This is a genomic window from Vibrio sp. Isolate24 (assembly GCF_022398215.1).
Classification (GTDB): Bacteria; Pseudomonadota; Gammaproteobacteria; order Enterobacterales; family Vibrionaceae; genus Vibrio; species Vibrio coralliilyticus_A.
Map to the genome: position 1 here is coordinate 441,120 of NZ_JAKEUU010000001.1, position 19,500 is coordinate 460,619.

The 19,500-nt window shown below is 43.9% G+C and carries 11 protein-coding genes; 9 read left to right on the forward strand and 2 right to left on the reverse strand.

Features of this window, described 5'->3' with window-relative positions:
• Nucleotides 1-403 precede the first annotated feature (403 nt).
• Genes L1D23_RS01945 through L1D23_RS01955 form a run of 3 tightly spaced genes read left to right on the forward strand, consistent with a single transcriptional unit; the run spans nucleotide 404 to nucleotide 8,104 of the window.
• On the forward strand, nucleotides 404-2,077 hold the full coding sequence (locus L1D23_RS01945) for a hypothetical protein (RefSeq protein ID WP_239863935.1): 1,674 nt from the start codon (nucleotides 404-406) through the stop codon (nucleotides 2,075-2,077).
• Nucleotides 2,074-3,498, forward strand: a complete 1,425-nt coding sequence (locus L1D23_RS01950; protein WP_239863937.1) for a hypothetical protein — start codon at nucleotides 2,074-2,076, stop codon at nucleotides 3,496-3,498. The genes L1D23_RS01945 and L1D23_RS01950 overlap by 4 nt, the downstream gene beginning before the upstream one ends.
• A complete protein-coding gene (locus L1D23_RS01955; RefSeq protein WP_239863939.1) occupies nucleotides 3,491-8,104 on the forward strand; it encodes an OmpA family protein in 4,614 nt (1,537 codons plus the stop codon). Before L1D23_RS01950 ends, L1D23_RS01955 begins: the two co-directional genes overlap by 8 nt.
• Before the next feature lie 114 nt (nucleotides 8,105-8,218).
• Here the strand turns inward: L1D23_RS01955 and L1D23_RS01960 are convergent, their stop codons facing one another.
• Entirely contained in the window at nucleotides 8,219-9,862 is a 1,644-nt protein-coding gene (locus L1D23_RS01960) for a sigma-54-dependent Fis family transcriptional regulator (RefSeq protein WP_239863940.1), read from the reverse strand.
• A complete protein-coding gene (tssH, locus tag L1D23_RS01965) occupies nucleotides 9,849-12,521 on the reverse strand; it encodes a type VI secretion system ATPase TssH (protein ID WP_239863941.1) in 2,673 nt (890 codons plus the stop codon). The genes L1D23_RS01960 and tssH overlap by 14 nt, the downstream gene beginning before the upstream one ends.
• 461 nt (nucleotides 12,522-12,982) lie before the next feature.
• Here tssH and L1D23_RS01970 point away from each other — a divergent pair, with 461 nt between their 5' ends.
• From L1D23_RS01970 to L1D23_RS01995, 6 genes are all read left to right on the forward strand, one after another.
• The gene (locus L1D23_RS01970; RefSeq protein ID WP_239863942.1) at nucleotides 12,983-13,501 is read left to right on the forward strand and encodes an Hcp family type VI secretion system effector; all 519 of its coding nucleotides are present in this window, start codon (nucleotides 12,983-12,985) and stop codon (nucleotides 13,499-13,501) included.
• Between the two features lie 71 nt (nucleotides 13,502-13,572).
• A complete protein-coding gene (gene tssI, locus L1D23_RS01975; protein WP_239863943.1) occupies nucleotides 13,573-15,666 on the forward strand; it encodes a type VI secretion system tip protein VgrG in 2,094 nt (697 codons plus the stop codon).
• Nucleotides 15,666-16,151 (forward strand): hypothetical protein, encoded by a 486-nt coding sequence (locus L1D23_RS01980; protein WP_239835244.1) that lies wholly within the window; start codon nucleotides 15,666-15,668, stop codon nucleotides 16,149-16,151. The genes tssI and L1D23_RS01980 overlap by 1 nt, the downstream gene beginning before the upstream one ends.
• Nucleotides 16,152-16,171: 20 nt before the next feature.
• Nucleotides 16,172-17,491 carry a hypothetical protein gene (locus L1D23_RS01985; RefSeq protein WP_239863944.1) on the forward strand — a complete coding sequence of 440 codons (1,320 nt, stop codon included), beginning with the start codon at nucleotides 16,172-16,174 and terminating at the stop codon, nucleotides 17,489-17,491.
• On the forward strand, nucleotides 17,472-18,455 hold the full coding sequence (locus L1D23_RS01990) for a DUF2169 domain-containing protein (RefSeq protein WP_239863945.1): 984 nt from the start codon (nucleotides 17,472-17,474) through the stop codon (nucleotides 18,453-18,455). Before L1D23_RS01985 ends, L1D23_RS01990 begins: the two co-directional genes overlap by 20 nt.
• Nucleotides 18,452-19,405 carry a hypothetical protein gene (locus tag L1D23_RS01995; RefSeq protein WP_239863948.1) on the forward strand — a complete coding sequence of 318 codons (954 nt, stop codon included), beginning with the start codon at nucleotides 18,452-18,454 and terminating at the stop codon, nucleotides 19,403-19,405. The genes L1D23_RS01990 and L1D23_RS01995 overlap by 4 nt, the downstream gene beginning before the upstream one ends.
• Nucleotides 19,406-19,500: the final 95 nt, after the last annotated feature.

The window sequence follows — 19,500 nt, forward strand, 5'->3', positions numbered from 1 at the left end:
TCTTTTTTTTTATTTCTTATTCACTCAGCGTATATTAATAAATTCATAGATGTAGATACAATGCATCTTAGTCATCAATATTAGAAACGACAGCTGATTATAGTAATAATTACTAACATTTAATCACAAACTGTTCAGTATGGAATGGGCGTCATTTTATGAATTTTGGTTGGCATAAATGAGACATACCTTTATGTGCACTAATGACGTAATGATTAGTTAAAGTGGTGTTATTTTGAGTTATTGTGCCTATTTTACTGGTTTATTTTACTTATTGTATTTAGCTTGTTGAAATGTAATAAGTAACTTATTACCATGAAGGCCACCAAATCGTTACAGAGACCTCTTTTAGGGTCTACTTGTTACCGCAATCAAAAGACATTAATGGTTGTGGAGAACTAAAATGCAATTAATTTGCAAATTTGTTCCAGGAAACTCAGTTTCTAGGGACGTGTTAGACTACATACTGTCGCCAGATGAATGCATCGGGCAGCTTTCGCGTACGCGCAATCTTCAGGATATGCTCAGACAGCTCCCTAAGCCTTTGTCTGATACTCTCCCTCAGTCGGCTAAAAAAGATACCCACAGCCTATTATCTTCTATTAAACAGCGTCTTGTACGTGCAGAGTGGGTGGCTTTGTCCTCCTTTGCTCGGCGAACTCCTCTCTCTGATGCTCAGCTTGAAGCGTATCCAGCGCTGAAAATGCGAGTTGATCAATTTGCCGCTGAACAACCTAAAAAGATCATCAAAGCGAACTACAAGGCTGTCACAGACGATGTACCTTTGGCGCGCAACCTTAGCTATACGCCTGTTGAACCGTCTCCGGATAAAAAAATCGTGATTGAGTTTGCGGGGCAGTGGCCTAGTAATGCCGCTTACCTGATTTTATCCGCAACGGACAATCAGAAAGAAAAGATTGCTAAACCTCGCAAAGACTCTAGCAAAAGCCACCGCAGTGTTGCCGTTTTTAAGGGCCTCGAAGCAGAACCAAGGAATCTTTATTTAGCCATCCCTATTAGCGGCTCTGCCACCCCACTCAAGTTATTACTGGCAGAGAATGTTGAGCCAGTGGACGCCAGCGACGAGATGGATGAATGGGATAATGTGTTAGTGCCCGTTCGACCGCTAGCGTATCTAGATGGTAGTAAAAGTAAAGGTAAGGCTTCAGAGTTACGTGGGGGTTATCTTTACGTATTCTGGAAGGGTAAGCTGTGGCGTGAAATGGCGATTACAGACAAGGGCTACTATCAGGATGTAGACGTCGAGTATTACCGCAGCCTCTATCAAGAAGAACAAACGAAAGAGCAACCTAAAGCTATTCAACGTGAAGCGGAAGGATTTGCAATATCTCAGTTTTGGGTTCCTTACAAAGTCCTTGGCGAGGTGCAAGAGGGAGAAAATGGACTTAAAGTCATATTTTCTCCAAAACAAAAGCGATTCAATCAGATAGAGTCATTAGAATCTGATGCTGCATTGCTAGAGAAATCGAGCACGCCACTCGATGAACTCAGCAATTACAGTTCTGAACAAGCATTCTCTACACAGGAATTTACCTCGGACGTAGCGAGCGCGAAAGTTCATAACATTACTGAAGACGATATGCCATGGCTGAGTGACCAGCAGGTCTTGGTTCGTAGTTACGATCAGAGTAATACTGTGATTGCCTATGTTGATGGTAAGAATAGTGGTTTTAAACTTTCCGTTGAGACCGGGTTAATGGATTTTGACACCGCCATTACCCACTATGCCGTGTTGTCTGACAGTGAGAGTGACTGGGTACTGAGTGAACCATTAGAATACAGCGAAGACAATCCGCATTTTGCGACGGCGATATTGGGCGGCTTCCCACCTAAGGGTAAGTTCACCCTGCAAATCTCCTCGCCAGGGCACATCCACCATTCTGAAGTGGTATTTCGTGACTTAACATTCCAGCAAGTATTGGCTTGGTCTGAATCAGCAAATCCTGCGCCAGAGCTTGAGCCGCTTCCTGAGGCCAATGAACAAGAAAAATCCGCTATGGATAACCTCAATGACTATATGTCGCTATGGCGAGAAGAATTAGGACTATCAAAATGAACAAAAAAATTATATTTGGCGTCTCGGCCATGGTGATATTGGGGCTTAGTGCAGGCGCGGTATTTAGCCCACAAATGACTCAATGGTTAGACGCTAGGGCCAAAGCTAAGGCCGAGCAAGCAAGATACGATACAGCGCTAAAAAGAGTGACTTCTTATATTGACTCCATCGCTGGTGAATCATCCGCAGCGGCGAGTTGGCATTTGACGGTCGCTGACCCGCGAACCGCGCCGCTGGCACAGTGGGACAAGCCAGGTGATAAGCCGCAGATAATGACGCAAATTTATGTCGAGGAAAACCAAAAACAAGCTGGTTTATATACCATGAACCTAGATGGTACCAACTTACAAACCTTATTGACCGCTGGCGAAGTCAAAGGACTGGTTAGCTGGACAAAAAACCTACGCGTACAGCGCTCACCCAATGGTCGTTATGTATTTTTTAATACAGGCCTGTTTGCCCAGCAAAAAGGTTGCGTTCTGGCGGACTTAAAAACCCGCCAAATTGAGCGCTTTGGCGGCGACTGTAACTTCGGTGGTTGGTTACCCGATAGCAGCAAAGCCTATGTTTCTACACTTGGTAAAGCATATCAGCTTGACACTAAGGCGATGAAAATGAGCCTATTACCCTTGGCTTTGCCATACCCTGATACTTCTGAGGTGAATGAGGTTTGGCTAGATGGTAATGAACATGGCATTGACCAAATAAAGCGAGTACGGCTAATAAATAATGGTGCTCAGCTACTGGTTAAAGTCAAAACTCGCTACAATATGGGTTATCTTAATCGGGCGGCGACGTCGCGCTATTTAAGTTATCAAGTGGGTGATTGGCAAAATTACCAACAGGCGGAATTTTATCCGCAAGAGTGTATTCGTGAAGATTATATCTATTGGCGTGAAGATGGCGGCGCATTTAGCTGTAATACTTCAAAAGGTTATCGAGCCTACAATGCCAATGATTTTAGCCAATCGGCTTTAATGGCAGATGGTACTCGCTATCCGCTTCAACTTGGAAACTTTAGTGGTAAAGAAGCGCTTACCCCTAGGTTTACCCGCGTGCGAGAATCAGACGAAATTTCGCCGATAGATTCACTGCGTTACTTCTATCAGTTGGCTAACTCGCGCGATAAAATGATCGGCTTTTCCTTCTATGTTCCGCCTGCTTTAAGCCAAGGCTTTAATCAATATGACCTTGTGCAAGACTTGCCTGCTTTACCTACCTATAGCCAATATCAAACTGCGTTTGACCTTCATTACCAAGAGCAATTAGACAAGTGCGAGCAGTTTTGGCCAACTCGGTATGAAGGAGAATGGACAGATATGGACTTTTATGGCTGTAGAAGCTTATGCCAGATAGAAAGGGTAGGCAGTCATTTTATTGCGGTAGATTGTAAGTCAACAAAGGAGGATGATCGTGGCTAATTCTAAATCCATCTCTGGCATCTATCTATTTGGTCAGCTTGCGCAAGGAGAAACGCGTGATCCTTATTGTCGCTACTTCCCTCTGCCAAATATCTGTTTTGCTCGCGCTGATGACAATACCGCAGTGACAATAAGCTATGACGGTGAGGGAAAACAAACCCAAACCCCAGCTAAAGCATCGCTGTTATTTAGTGATGCGCTGGGCAAAATCACCGCCTTTACCAGCCCTGAATCAGGCCAACTCAGTCAAAACTTACCATTGCAAGGTAACCCTGCATTGGCCACCAATTTTGAAGCAGGCAACCCTAGACTGTTATTTTTCCCGCCTTATTTAGCGCCGGTGCATTTACTTAGCAAGCAAGGCAAAGATGGAAAATGGCTGGCAAATTTATATAACGAGCTGATATCCAGTGCTAATCAGTCGCCCAAAAAAAACTATTTTTCTATGCTTAAAATTGAAAATATCCAAACTGATCAAATTATACCCAGCGATCAGGTCGGCGACTCCAACTACGCCAAAGCGATTGGTGAAGTTGAACGATCATTAACACAAAAACACTTAAGCTCAGTACGGGCTCTGGTGTTGCCGCAGCAATTTACTATTGTGGTGCAGTTTTCCAGTGCGCAATTTGAAGGCGCAATAGTTACCTTATCGAACTTTCCGGAACATTTGCGAATTAATGGCAGTGAAAGCAAAACAAACCTGACTGCTGCTTCCAAAGTTGAAAAGATTTCTTTTCAAGATTTAGATGGCCAGATGAAGCCGACTTACAGTGCTACTTTTTGGGTGATGTCGGATTCGGTATTTGCCTTAAAAGAGGCCAGCCAATATTGCCGCTTTGATATTGATTTATCGACATTAGAAGACGATACAGCTAGAAGGCAATGGCAACAAAGAAAGGCTCAGCAATACAGCTTTTGTGAGCGCGTATTGCATTTACCAATCCAAACTCCGCTTGGGCGTAGCGCCTTAGTGAATGGCGATCCTGTCTCGGTTGAAGAAGCGCTGTTTAATCAAGCGCCTCACCTATACCCTGATTTACTTGCAAAGCTTAAACAAAGCCCGACAGATTTACCTGAAACACTCGCCAGTGAACAAAGTAAACCTATCGCTGCTCAGTTATGGCATAGCGTGCAAATGAACAAAGCCTATATCGAAAGCGCGGCGCAGGCAATGCAGCACAAGCTAAGCTGGCAAACGGTGGCTAAGATAGCGGCGGCTTCAATGGGCACGAGTGCAGACAGTGAGCTAAAAAATATCGCTGGGGCCACGGCCGCCTCATTAGCCATCATGAGCAAAGCTTATGAAATAGATAATGCCGCCTTTGGCCAAAAAGCGATTGATCTGATTAAACTTTTTGGTGATAAAGGCAATATTTTATTCGATGGCTTAAAAGATAAAATTAACCTTGTTGAAGTCCCGCCCCAATGGCGAGCACTGATGCAGAATATGCAGGTGTTAGAAAACGTTGGCAAGGGATTTTCAATTGCAGATGCCGTGATGAAAGGTGGCAGCCTGGTTGAAGCATATAAAAAGGATGCGAAAGCGAGTAAGAAGCTCGATACTGTGGTGGTTGAGTATTTGGCCACCGTGCAGCAGCCTGGTCAGAAAGCACTGGCGGATTTTAAGGAGAAAAAAGCGCTGTCTGAAGTAGAAAAGAAAGCGCTTGAACAGCTTAAACAAACATTACCGACACTGGGTGATAGTGATGAAGTGACCGTCGATACGCAAGTTAAGCAAGGGCAACATCTATTTGAACTAAGAAGCACCACCTTTGCTTTTGATCGTAGTGAATTCGCCAGCACACAAGCACGAGAAAAGTTGGTCAAATTGGGTGAGATTCTGTCTCAGTTAGATCAGCCTATTCCTATTACCATTAAGGGTCATACTTGCTCAAGAGGCTCAGTTGACTATAACCAAGATTTGTCACAGCGCAGGGCTGATTTTGTACGAGAATGCATTCTTGAGGGTATTGCACGCAACCAAGCGGTATGGAAAAACTGCATTAAGAGTATTGGCTACGGAGAGCAAGCTCCACTGGCTGCTAATGATTCCGAGCAGGAAAGACGGCGCAATCGCCGTGTTGACATGATCCTTCACTTTGAAGCCATATTGGATTATCCCTTATCTCGCAGCGCGATTACTGTGGTTGAAAAAGCGCGCCAAATGGCGATTGCTGAGGAACTCAAACTCGATAAAGCGACGCTGGACGCCATTGAGCTGGCGCTCGATACTGCTCTTGATGTCGCTTCCATTACGCCTTGGGGAGCGGCTGCCAACTTCCTATATACGGTAACCAAAGAAGGTTCATCGCTGATTTCGAATCTGTATGATTTGTGTACGGAGAATGCTGACACCCTGAAATTGCGTAATAATCTTGAGCAAATCCAATATCAAAACTTCGTCTCTCAAGAACAACTGCTTTCTTTTGGTTCACAAAGCTTAAGTGAACAGATGAAGGCGAGTTATTATAAACGGGCACATGCGTTGAATGGCTTAAGTCGTTTATTACTGGAGCGTAATTACCAACAAATGAGTGGCGATGAGGTTAGCGTTGAACAACAACATATTGATGGTTATATCCAACAATTTTTATTAAATGACCAATGGCAGCTAGATGAAAATGGTTTTGGTATGGTTCATTTAGATGAATACTATATGGACTCAGATTATGCTGAAGCAGAGCTATCACTACTCAAAGCCAGTACTTATTCAGCTTATGCCCAACTTGGGGCGAGTATTGTCTATGACAGCGTGGATGATTGGCTATCTAATGAGCAAGATGATGCTCCCAAACCTTTTATGCAATATTGTCCAATTCATTACCGCGCGTCATCAAGCATCAAAGCACTGATCGATATGTTTAGGGTGCCATTTGATACTAATGAGCTTGAGGCTTTGTACCAAGGTGCCAAACAGTCGATTTCGGTGAAAACATTGCGCGAAGGTGCGCGCCAAGAATGGTTATCTTTGCATGAGCATTTGCAGCAGTATGATTCTTTATCTCCGCTGGATGAAGTGAGAATCATTGTGGTGCTAGATAACAAGGCCATTCAAGCAGTACCTGAAGAAAAACGACAGCTTTTGCACCGTGTTGGTATTGAAACACAAACAAAATGGAGTTGGCTAAATCACTCCGAGTTGACGGATAAAGTTATCGAAGGTTCTAAAATCGTTAGTAAGAGCTCTGAATATTTGCGTGAAATCACCCCTCTGCTTAAGAAAATGAAGTTAACATCAAGTGAGCGGAGCATAGTCACTCAAGGCTCAGGTAAAGAAATTTGGGGAGCGATTATCGAGCCGTCTTATGTGTTTGGCGCCAATAAGATCAAAGGTACGCGACCATGGTTAGTAAATGATTCTTTTGACGCGTTTTATTTAAAAGCGCTGTTTAAAGATGAAGGTAGAGAAATTCGTTCTGGTGAATTGTCTCTGAGCTACGAATATTTTGCTGGAATAAAAGGTGTAAAAGACTCATTCAAGTCAATAAGCTATGACAACTGGGGGCCGTGGGATACGTCAATATTTAATTTAACTATGAGTCCTTCAAGGCTGTATCAATTTGGTGATAGTAAAGATCCCAAGCATGCGGATCATTTATTAGTGTCAGAGAGCTTTTTATTTGCTCCAAAACCAGACTCAGGTATGGCACAGTTCCCGAAAGTGTTTGATGAGCCTGTTGTTGAGCTTCACATGCTACAAAGAGGTCTCTTTGGTAAGCATTCTGATTATAAGCATTATTATAAAGATGATGTCGAAGGCTTTGATTGGGGTAAATATGTCAATTGTCTCGCTGTAGTAAAAACGCGCCACTGTGATGACAAATTATTTACTAATGCTGGTTTTGCGCCGGGTAAAGTGGTTGGCGTCGATGCTAAGTTACGAGAAGTCGATATGGCAAACAATGTTGATTTTATACCGGGAGTGTCAGGTGGGGAACGTTTTTCTTTGGGTAAAACCGAGTTGTATCGAATTGGAACCATTGTAGAGAAGGATGATAAGTGGACATTTGAAGCCTTTACCTTGCAAGACGGTGGGAAGTCGTCAGAACCTAAGCTTTCTAGTCATCTTAAATCTCTATGTCGATACTATTCGGACATGCAGCCTGATCAGTTAAGAAAACATGTGATAACCAGCTATGGGTTTGGTAAAGAGACGGATATTTATGCTCAAGTTCTCAAGCCAGAGTATGTGAATGCGTTGGGAACGAAAGTTCATGGTCTGAAGCCGTTCAAACGGGTAGAGACGCTATCCGATAACTTGTTTACTTACCTAGAACTTAAACTTGAGCTTATTGGCCCGATGGGCTCAGGGTTAAACGCTGAGTCTGATAAACTTAAGGTCAATCTTCATTCATTTGATCGAAACGATATCCCCGAAACATGGTACACATGTAGTGATGACGTTCTCCGTGGTGCTAAGGAAATTATCCAGGTTGAGGAAAAAGATAATTACTATACTAAGCGAACTATTGCGCAGACCTATGAGCAAAGATACTCAGATATTTTGCCCGCCATTCGCTGGTTAGAGGCGAAAGACGAAGACTCTGAAAAGCTTTCAGACGAGCAACTTGAACTGATTAACCAATGGATTGAAAGTAATTAAGAACAATAAATAGACCTAAAAAAAGCCATTTCAGTAATGAAATGGCTTTTTGCTTTCCATGTTCTGCCCTGAAATGTGTTTAACATAGGGACTAGACATCAACACCTGCACAATTTAGCTCGTTGTGGAAATATCGTACTTCTTCATTTTGTGGCTCAATGTGCTGACAGGCAGTGATAGCTGCTCCGCCACACGTTTGATTTGCCAGTTAGAGGCATTCAGGCAGTCGAGAATGACGTTCTTCTCGTATTCGCCTACCGCTTCCTTAAGACCTTTCGAGTAATCAATAACTTCTGTAGATTCCTCTTCGGGTTCATCTTCAACGATAAGCGGTGGCTCGATCTCTACCTCAATGGGCTCTGCTATTTGAGGCTCATCCACTAAGGCCTCAGCTTCACCTAGCTCTATCTGACTGATCGTTTCAAAATCCGACAGGAGCAATGCACGCTCAACGATGTTTTTAAGTTCGCGAACGTTTCCGGGGTATGAGTATTCCTGAAGCTGCTTTTGCACCTTAGCGCTAAACCCAGGCGCTTGAGCAAGGCCTAAGTTAGAAGCGCTCTGCTTTACGAAATGTTCGGCTAGCGGCAAAATATCGGCTTCACGCTCTCTCAAAGGAGGAAGGGTGATAGGGAAGACATTGAGGCGATAGAACAAGTCGGCACGGAACTCGCCATTTTTGATTTTATCCATCAAATGACAATGCGTAGCCGCGACAACACGAACATCCACCTCGACTTCTTGGCTGGCCCCAACAGGACGTACTTTGCGTTCCTGCAAAACACGCAATAGCTTAGCTTGAAGCAATAATGGCATATCACCAATTTCATCAAGGAAAAGAGTTCCGCCATGAGCAGCTTCAAACAAGCCGACCTTGTCTTTATCTGCACCGGTAAATGAACCTTTTTTGTGACCAAAAAGTTCAGACTCAAGCAATTGCTCAGGAATCGCCGCACAGTTTTGCACAATAAGGGGTTGATCGGCACGGTTGGAGTTCTCGTGGATGTATTTCGCGATAACCTCTTTACCTGCTCCTGTTTCACCTCTAAGTAAAACATCGACTGGAAGCGTCAGTACTTTCTCTAAACGACGAAGAACTTCCAGCATTTGCTCGCTTTCTGCAATCGGCCCAGTGTAGTGGCTTTGTTTGCGCTTTTTGAGGTGTTGGTTCTCACGGACTAAAGCGGCATTATCGGCACTTAGGCTTTTGATCATATAGCCGTATTCTTCAAGCCAAACGGCTTGTCGAATACTGTTTGCTGCCATATTGCAAAATGCCGTTAGAGCCGATTCATTATCTATTACGCTCAAGTCGAATAGAGCTAATAAACCAATGGTTTTACCGCTGTCATCAACGAGTGGCCATGCAAGTAGGTTGGCACTTTTGATGCCAAGCGTAAGCTCTGTCTCATAGATGGCTTCACAATCATAACCATTGTACTGGTAAAGCTCGTTAATCAGAACGACTTCGCCATTCTGTATCGCGTAGTTAAACGGATCGGTTTGGCTAGTTTGATCGAACGAGAGAGCTTGCCAAGGGTGTGAAGTGAGCGCTTGTTCGTTGTGATGAACAATACTTGGGATCAGAGCCTGACCCGTCTGATCAAGAACGTAGATGATGCCGTGTTTGGAAAACGTCATCTGACGCGCTGCTGTGAGCACCGCATCCAAAGTTTGTGCAAGCTGGGTACGATCAGCCAGAGACTGGCTGATCGCTAACAGTGCATTACTCAGATCGTTCTGATTAGCTGAACGCATAAGATAGCGTTCCTTGCTCATCGACAGAGACAGTGATCTGACTATGCGACTCGTCCTTGTCGTGCACTAGTAGTTGGGTCGACAGTTGAGGTAGTAATTGGCGATTAATTACCGCATCAATATTACGTGCGCCCGTTTCCGCTAAGCGACAGTTACCGAGTACGAATTCGACTAGGGTATCGTCATAGTTCAATGACAGCTTGTGATGATTCTGCAGACGCTCTGACACTTTACCCAACTTATGGTGGATGATATCTGTCATTGCTTCGTCTGATAGAGGAACAAACGGTAATACTGACATGCGAGCAAGTAGAGCTGGCTTGAAGTGTTGGTTTAGGGTTGGGCGAATGGCTTCTGCAATTACACCAGCATCAATATCTTTAGACTGCTGTACCAGTGACTCAATTTCATGAGTTGCTAGGTTACTTGTCATGATGATTAAGGTGTTCTTAAAGTCGATTGAGCGGCCTTCACCATCGTTGAGTGTGCCTTTATCAAAGACTTGATAGAACAGGTTAAGTACCTCTGGGTCCGCTTTCTCTACTTCGTCCAATAGAACAACAGAGTATGGACGTTGACGTACCGCTTCTGTAAGCATTCCGCCTTCACCATAGCCAACATAACCTGGTGGTGAACCAATCAGGCGTGAAACAGTGTGTTTCTCTTGGAACTCTGACATGTTGATGGTGGTCATAAAGCGCTCACCACCAAATAGCTGATCCGCGATAGCACGTGCAGTTTCTGTTTTACCTACACCACTTGGGCCGACAAGTAAGAACACGCCTGTTGGTGCATCTGGATTACCTAAGCCGGCTTTTGCCGTTTGGATTCCTTCAGCCAAAGCATCGATAGCGTATTCTTGGCCTTTGATATTGCTAGTGAGGCTATCTTTCAGTTTCAGAGTTGTTTCTGCTTCATCTTGAAGCATTTTACCCATAGGGATGCCAGTCCAGTCAGAGATCACGTGGCTGACTTCATCTGGGCCAACTTCAAAGTGCACCAGTGGGTTACCGCCACGAATGGCATCCAGTTGCTCTTGGCAAGCTGCAATAGCAATACGCACCGCTTCTTCATCCATTTCTGCATAAGGAGAGGTTTGCGTTTCTTCGCCTTCTTCTTCAGCATCAGCAACTTCAATTTCTTCGCCAGATACAAGCTCATGAAGACGAGTTCGCAAAGCGATCATTTCTTCAATTTGCTCTTTCTCGTTTTTCCATTGAGCTTCTTGGATTTCAAGTTCAGCTTGGGTTTCTTCCATCTTGGTTTTTAGATCTGGAATAGAAGCTAGGCTGTGTTTGTCGCCAGTTTGCTGAAGTTGGTCACGCTCAAGAGCCTCAAGTTCGCGAGTTTGAGCGGCAAGCTCTTGCTGCAAAGTTTCGACAGAAGCAGGGACGGCATTTAAGCTGATGTTGACGCGTGCACAAGCAGTATCCAGAACGTCAATGGCTTTGTCTGGCAGTTGGCGACCTGAAATGTAACGAGCAGAAAGCGCAGCTGCGGCTGTAATGGCATCATCACGAACGTAAACGTTGTGAGACTTCTCGTAAGCAGGGCGCAGACCACGGATAATCAGAGCCGCTTGCTCAGGTGATGGCTCATCGAGTTTAACCAGTTGGAAACGTCGAGCAAGCGCTGGGTCTTTCTCGAAGTATTTCTTATACTCAGACCAAGTTGTCGCTGCGATTGTTTTTACTTCACCACGGGCAAGCGCTGGCTTCAGCAGGTTTGCAGCATCACTACCGCCGGCTTGGTTACCACCACCGACAAGCGTATGTGCTTCATCAATAAATAAGATGATTGGTGTTGGTGAATTTTTCACTTCATCTAAAACGGCATTTAGGCGCTTCTCAAATTCACCTTTGACGCTTGCACCAGCCTGAAGTAGACCCATATCTAAGCCATAAAGCTCAACACCTTTCAGGTTATCAGGCACTTCGCCTTGAACAATTTTCAGTGCTAGCCCTTCAACCACTGCCGTTTTACCGACACCTGGTTCACCCACAGCGATTGGGTTATTTTTACGACGACGAGCAAGAATATCGACAATTTGGCGAATTTCTTGATCGCGGCAGAAAACAGGGTCTATCTCGCCTTTACGCGCTTTCCCAGTAAAGTCGGTTGTAAACTTGCTCAGTGCCGAACCTTCCTCACGAGCTTGAGTGTTCTCAGATGTTGCAACCTGAGCCTCAAGGGACTGGCTGGTCAGCTCGCCAAAGTTACGCTTTAGGCTGTCTGGGTTTACTGTTTCAAGAAGAGCAGAATATCCATGCTGTCCGTAACGTAGAGGGTTACTGACTAAGGTAAGTAGTAATGCACCAGAACGGATCTGCGTTTGAGATAGGTCTAATGAAGAAACTAGCCAGCTTTCTTGTAACCATTCGATCAATAAAGCCGAAAAGACAGGTTTTCCGCCGTTACCTGTTGGGCTTGTATCTAAAGTAGAGCGAATCGATTGACGTAAAATGTTTTCCGAACAGTCGAAGTGTGCAAGCAGAACATCGAAATCACTATTCGGTCTTTCAAGCAAACTTAGCAGGAAGTGCTCAATTTGTACTTCGTTGGCCTTTTCCGATACAGCTAAAGCTGCGGCGTCTTCTAGCGCGACTTTTGCGATAGGGTGCAGACGTTGAATTAATGAAGATAGATTAATATTTATCATTGTCTTTATCGAGCTTATGGTTTGTTTAAAGTTGGCTCGAATTGTACTAAATAATAAAAGTCATTTTTTTTTCTCCGCTATTTTAACAGGTGTTTCATGGTTGTTTGTTAAGCGATATTGAATAGTTTAAAACCCTATTTTTTACATGCGGCCGTCACAATGATTGTTATTTTAGTTATTCTGTCTTAAATGGCCGTTAATAACGCTTTTTTTACTCTATTGCCAGCCGTTGTTTTACCAAGTTATCTGAGCAACAATAAATTGTTTTTAAATCACAAGAAGTTGTTAAATTTTACAATTTATTGAATTGATAGATCACGCTAATAATAACATTAACTTCATAAGTTGTTGATTTTTATGGTTTGCAAAGTTGGCACGGAGTTTGTATTAGGCTATTCGGGTCGCGGTAATAAGCGATTTGGTGAATTTAAATAAATAGAATTTTTTAGAAGGAATACAAGATGCCAACTCCTGCATATATGTCTATCACAGGCGAAACTCAAGGCGATATCACAAAAGACGCTTACTCAGCTGACTCAGTTGGTAACTCATGGCAAGAAGCTCACGTTGATGAGTTCCTAGTTCAAGAACTTGATCACGTACTAACTATTCCACGTGATCCACAAAGTGGTCAGCCAACAGGTCAACGTGTTCACAAGCCTGTAGTCGTTACTAAAGCACAAGACTGCTGTTCACCACTTCTATTCAACGCACTAGTTTCTGGTGAAAAACTGCCTGAGTGTAACATCAAGTTCTACCGTACTTCAGTACAAGGTAAGCAAGAGCATTACTACACAATCAAACTAATCGATGCTCTTCTAGTAGATATGCAAACTCGTATGGCTCACTGTCAAGATGCTGCTACTTCTGACCGTGTAACTGAAGAAGTATTGAGCTTCACTTACCGTGCTATCGAAGTAACTCACGAAGTTATGGGTAAAGGCGGTAACGACGACTGGCGTGCTCCACGCGAAGCGTAAGATCGTCTTACAGAACGCTAAGGGCCAACTTAGGTTGGCCCTGATATTATTATTTGTATCAGGTGAAAGGTATGCCAAATAACGAAGGTACGAGTGACGTAGAATTTAAATTTGAAGTTCAGGGTAGTGGTCATGAATTTCGTGTTGAAAGTTTTCAAGTAACTGAAGAACTGTCGAAACCATTTCAAGTCAGCCTCTCATTACTTTCACTTGATGCTGATATTACTTTTGATGAACTTATCCGTAAACCTGCGCTTTTGACATTATTTGGTCAGGGTGTGGGTTCTGCTCGTTTGTTCCACGGTGTCGTAAATGAAGTACGATTCCTTGGTTCAGGGCGTCGATTCTCTCGCTATCAAATTATTCTTGTTCCACAAATGTGGTTCATGACGCAGCGTCAAGACTGTCGAATTTTCCAGAACTTAGCTGCTCCAGATATCATTTCTCAAGTGCTTGATGACGCTTCAGTCACTGATTACCGCCTTGAGTTATCAGGTGTTTATCCGCCAAAAGAATATGTACTGCAGTATCGTGAAAGTGACAGCAACTTTGTTCAGCGTATGCTTGCTGAACATGGTATGTGGTACTACTTCGAGCACGCCGAAAGTAATCACACCATGGTTATCGTCGACAGTAATGATGCTATTCCGGAATTGCTCAATACGCCGATCAATGCTTCTTATGTCGGGCCACTGGTCTATCATTCAGACGCAGGTGGTGTAGCAGATCGTGAACATATTTTTGAGCTAGCAGCGATAAATCGTGTAAGGACGGGAAGTACAACTTACACGGACTATAATTATGAGCAGCCTAAGATCCCTCAGGAAATGTCCAGTGACGGTCCTTTAGATCAGGATCTTAAGCAGTTTGACTATCCTGGCCGTTATGTTGACCCAGCGATGGGGCAAGTCCGCGCTTCAGAATGGATTGCTGATCATCAGGTAGAAAATCAGCAGATCGAAGCCGAGTCGAATATCATGAGGGTCGTGCCTGGCTACAGCTTTAACATTAGCGAGCACCCACGTAGTGCGATCAACCGCGATTATACTATGCTGTCTGTCATCCATAGTGGTCATGATCCGCAAGTGCATGAAGATGAAAACAGCGGTGCTCCTACGACTTATCAGAATCAATTTATTTGTATTCCTCGAGACGTAATATTCAAAGCGCCGAAATTGCCTGCACCTATGGTGGATGGTCCACAGACAGCGGTTGTGGTCGGTCCGGCGGGCGAAGAAATCTACACAGATAAATTGGGTCGAATTAAAGTACAGTTCCACTGGGATCGATACGGTAACAATGATGAGCATGCGAGTTGTTGGATTCGTGTCAGTCAGTCTATGGCTGCGCCAACGTGGGGAGCGGTGTATCTACCGCGTATTGGGCACGAGGTGGTCGTTACTTTCCTTGAAGGCGATCCTGACCGTCCGCTAGTAACTGGTGCGGTATACAATGGTTTGCATTATCCTCCGTACTCATTGCCTGAGAACAAAACGCGTACAACTTTCCGTACTCAAACGCACAAGGGCACTGGCTACAATGAGATGAGCTTTGAGGATGAAGCGAATCAGGAAGAAATTTACTTCCATGCTCAAAAAGACATGTCGACTAAGGTGTTGAACAACCGTTACCGTGAGATTGGTCAGGACGAGTTCCTTAAAGTAGGCCGTCATCAAACTAATGAAGTCTTCGGTGACCACCAAGAAACCATCGACGGACACAAAACGACTCAAGTAAACAGTACATTTACTGAAACCGTTGAGCAGGACGTTACGGTGACATATAACGCCAACGAAACTCAAACGGTTAAAAATAACGCCACACTGGATATTGGTGATAACCGCTCGACTAAGATTGGCAAAAATGATGACTTAGACGTGGGGGAAAACAGCAACTTGGCGGTCGGTGCTTCTCGCTCAGCGGACATAGGTGCTGATGATAACCTGACTATAGGCGGAAACCTGACGGTTTCGGTGAAAGGTAATACGTCATACAAAGCCGATGCCGCGACACAGGTGATCAGCGGTGACAAAATTGTTTTGAAAACTGGTGGGTCGTCTTTGGTGATGAACAGCGACGGCAGCATTAAGCTTTCCGGTTCATCCATTACGGTTGAAGGAAGCGACAAAGTGGTGATTAAGGGTGGCAACGTAGCGATTAACTAATGAAACAGCAAAAGCACCTAGAACAATTAGAGTTAGAAACACAGCAAGCCGAGCAATCGGCTTGCTTTTCCCGTTTTGGCACCATAGTCGACTTTAACGAAACTCAGGACAGTGTGAGAGTCGACTTCGAAGGTAATCCATTCGGTCAACCCCTTTCTGCTAGGTTGGGTCGTGGCTTTAGAAAGTCAGAGCTTAAACTAGCCATGGATAATAAGCTAAATTGTCGTATTGAGTTTATTAATCAGGATGTTAGCCTGCCTGTGGTGACGGATATTTTCTTCTCCATGCTGAATGATGGCGATGAAGTGATAATTCGAGCAGAGAAGATGACGATAGAAACGTCACAAGAGCTCATTGTGAAGAGCGGTGATACTCAAACTCGTTACAGTGGTAGAGACGATCGAATTACGACTCAAGCTAAATATGTAACCTCACAGGCTGAAAAAGCCCAGAAAATTCAGGGCGGAACGGTTGCTATCAACTAAGCAATTTACGCAGATAGAGTATGAGACAGAGAATTACCAAAGAGCAGCTTAACTCAGCGTTAAATGATCAAGATCTTGCCAAAGCAATGGAGAAGCTAGACTCTCAAATTGCTCAGTTAAGTGCTTTGAAGCCAGCATGGCTTGAGTTTTGTCATGAGAAATCGGGTCTAGCCATAGAGTCACTCTTTTTCCTTTTCAAGCAGTGGGTAAGGTTGCACCGTAAAGGTTACCCATCAAACAGTCAGGATTATTTACGTTTGGTAGAGCGCCAAATGCATGAAGTGAAGCAAGTCTACTTGGCATTCTATAAATTGCACCCTGGGTTGGTTTATGAGTTAAAAGAGACTTCCCCAGAACTTTTTGTGTGGTTGATGCTTGAGCCAGAGTTTGAAGCGGATCGTAACCACTTGCTCGCAGCCTTTAAGATTGCTGAATCCCTTGATGCTCATGACGCAACATTACTCATGTTGCACTCAAAAAACGCCTATTTGGATATCACTTTAGCTCAGCTTGTTGAAGGTAAGGTCTCGGTGAGGCAGCTATGTTTTGAGCTGATGAGGCTACGTCAGACATTAAGTATTAGTCTTGCAAAACATTGGATTAAGCATGAGTCGCTTAAAGAGCAAGAGGTACATCCAGTGCTTGCTAAGTTTGACGTCGAAGACAGTATTGAATGGATCAATGAAATCCAAAATGATGAAAAATACTTATTTGAATTATTGCTGTGTAAACATGACCGAGGCACATGGTTTAGAAAGCGTTTTGGTGTTCAAGAGCAGGGGGTACCCAGTGAAAATGTTGCAACCTACGCGAAACTCCTTGAACTAGTGGAGTTTAACCAGTTTGATCCAACAACCGACATGGCTCCAGTTCAGATGGTATTGACCGGCCGCCCAGAATGGATTTCTTCAGCAGTAGAGCATGTGATGGCGCTTGATGAAGAACAGGGTGAGGAATGGCTATTTGCGCTTTATATTGTGTATGGCGATCGCTTTCCGCTAAACCCTCATGATTTAGGCGTTGAATACGAATGGGGAGAAGCGGTGGTTCGACTGGAGGATTGGTGCAAGCTTGATGGTCATCGTGTTAATAAGCCGATGCGCCTAGGCGAAACCTTGACTTATGAATCGACTGTTCTTGCGATGAAGAATATCAAAATACCAGCGAAATACCGAGATTGGATATGGCGACATCTCTGTATCCATGGGCGCATCTATATACCGTGGAGTTGGACAATGCCAGTAGCACAGCAAAACTGGCTTTTCAGTAAGATTTCCAATCAACCAGCAGCGATTGAACGATTTAACCTAAGGAACCAGAATGCAACTTTGGGATATTGAGCAAACGACAGATTTGCAAACAAAAGGTCGTTTTCAGCGTGACGAAAATGGGCATGAAGTCTGGGTGCTGACGGCGAAACGTCAATGGAATTTAAACGAAAAAGTTTGGCAAGAAGTCCTTGCCGAAGAGATTCATGATGATCCTGTGTATTTAGGTGAACCGGGTTTATCGGCCATGAAAATTGATCATGAGTTTCCAGTCTCAAAGCAGAATACGGATGTGCTGGTTTACGGAAAAGCCAGAGCCTATGCAAAACGCCCAGTGACCTATCATGAGTGTCGAATACTCATTGATAGTCATATCGACAAAACGATTGCAGTACACGGTGAGAGACAGTGGGTTGAGCATGGTGGTAGTGTGACGGTTTCTCTCCCTAAAGCTTATGTCGAGGCGGAAATTGACTATTCAAGAGCTTTGGGTGGTGATGAGCGAAATCGTCTTGGTTCAGGCGTGGCTAAAAGTAGCTCGGAGCTGTTGGAAAGAGGGGTTCCATCGGTGTTTTTTCCTAATGAGGATTGGGGGCCAAATACGAAAAACTTACGTGTTGCTGGTCTTGGGCCTGTTCCGCCTTTTTTTTCCGAGAGAATGCAATACGCAGGTACTTTTGATGATAAGTGGCAAGAGTCTCGACGCCCTCTGTTACCGGAAGATTTTAATCGCAGGTTCTATCAGTCAGCGCCCGCAGATCAGCAATGTAATGGTTTTTTAGAAGGAGGAGAGCGTCTGATGATGAGTGGGTTTTCTCATGATGACGTTTTTTCTTTCCGTATCCCATCAGAAAAGTATGTTGCAGTGGCTGATTTTGGTGAAGAAAAATTTAGGCTCCCAATGGCGATGTATACCGTATTTATCGATACAGAAGCAAAACGCCTGACGATCAGTTACAGCGCGTCTTTCCCATGTCAGGCTAAAGAGCATTTGCTCGTTTCCTCCAAGGTACTCAAAGTAGGAGAGAAAGTATGAGTAATGTTTATGGTCGATATGTTTTGGATGTTGATGTATTGACCCCAATGGGGATGAATTTAGATATTTCATTGGCAGTAGCTAAAGCGGATTTAGCTCGCTTTAATCAGCAAGCTGATGAAAACGGAATCGATAAGTATACTTACGCCAAAGCTGACTTTATTAAAGGAGAGGAGAAGCAAGACAGGGCTGTCGATATGATCGATACACTGCTTTCTTCTATGTTAAGTAAGTTACCGAAAACTCTTAAACCTGTTCCTGTCATAATTTCTGTCCCAGAGTCGATAGAAAATAACCGTTTACTTAGTTGGATAGAAGAAAGTGAGCATGCTAAGTGGCTATCAAAGATCGATATCTCCCATGTAGGTGGTCCCCGATTTATTCATGACTCATTAAGCGTGCTCAACCAACAAGATGCGGTAATTTGTATTGCTGTTGATTCTCTATTTTGTGATTTGGATTCGCTCATTGCAGAGTCCAAAGTCATGGGAAGTCAAAATCCTTGGGGGGTAATTCCTAGTGAAGGGGGAGCTGGTGTCATTTTCACTAAAAAAAACATTATTGAGACCCTCAAATTGAAACCTATTGCTTCATTAGAATACTTTATTGCTGAGTGGAACACGTCAGATCGCAGAGGCATGATGCGTTTAGTTCGCAAGGCTGGTGAAGCGTTTGAACATTTAGGCCGTGTTTATTCAGATATGAATAACTCTAGGAATAATACGGAAGATTATGGTTTCGCTTTAGGAGCACGAGCAGAGAAATTCACTAACCCGCAACAGCCTTTTCTTATCAATGATTTATGGGGGACGCTAGGTCAATCATCAGCGATGGCTTTGCTTGGTAGTTTCACTCAAGTGCACAAATCATCTGACTCTGCATCTTTGTTCATGTATGGGCTAAATGGCGATCGTGGCTTATTAAGAATGTCTTTGTGTGGCTATAAGTAACCGATGCTAAGCTGTGCCATGATATGGCTCCCAGCTAATAATAGATTTATATTTAAGCTGTCAAAGAGAAACATGTTTTATCGGTTCTACCGTCA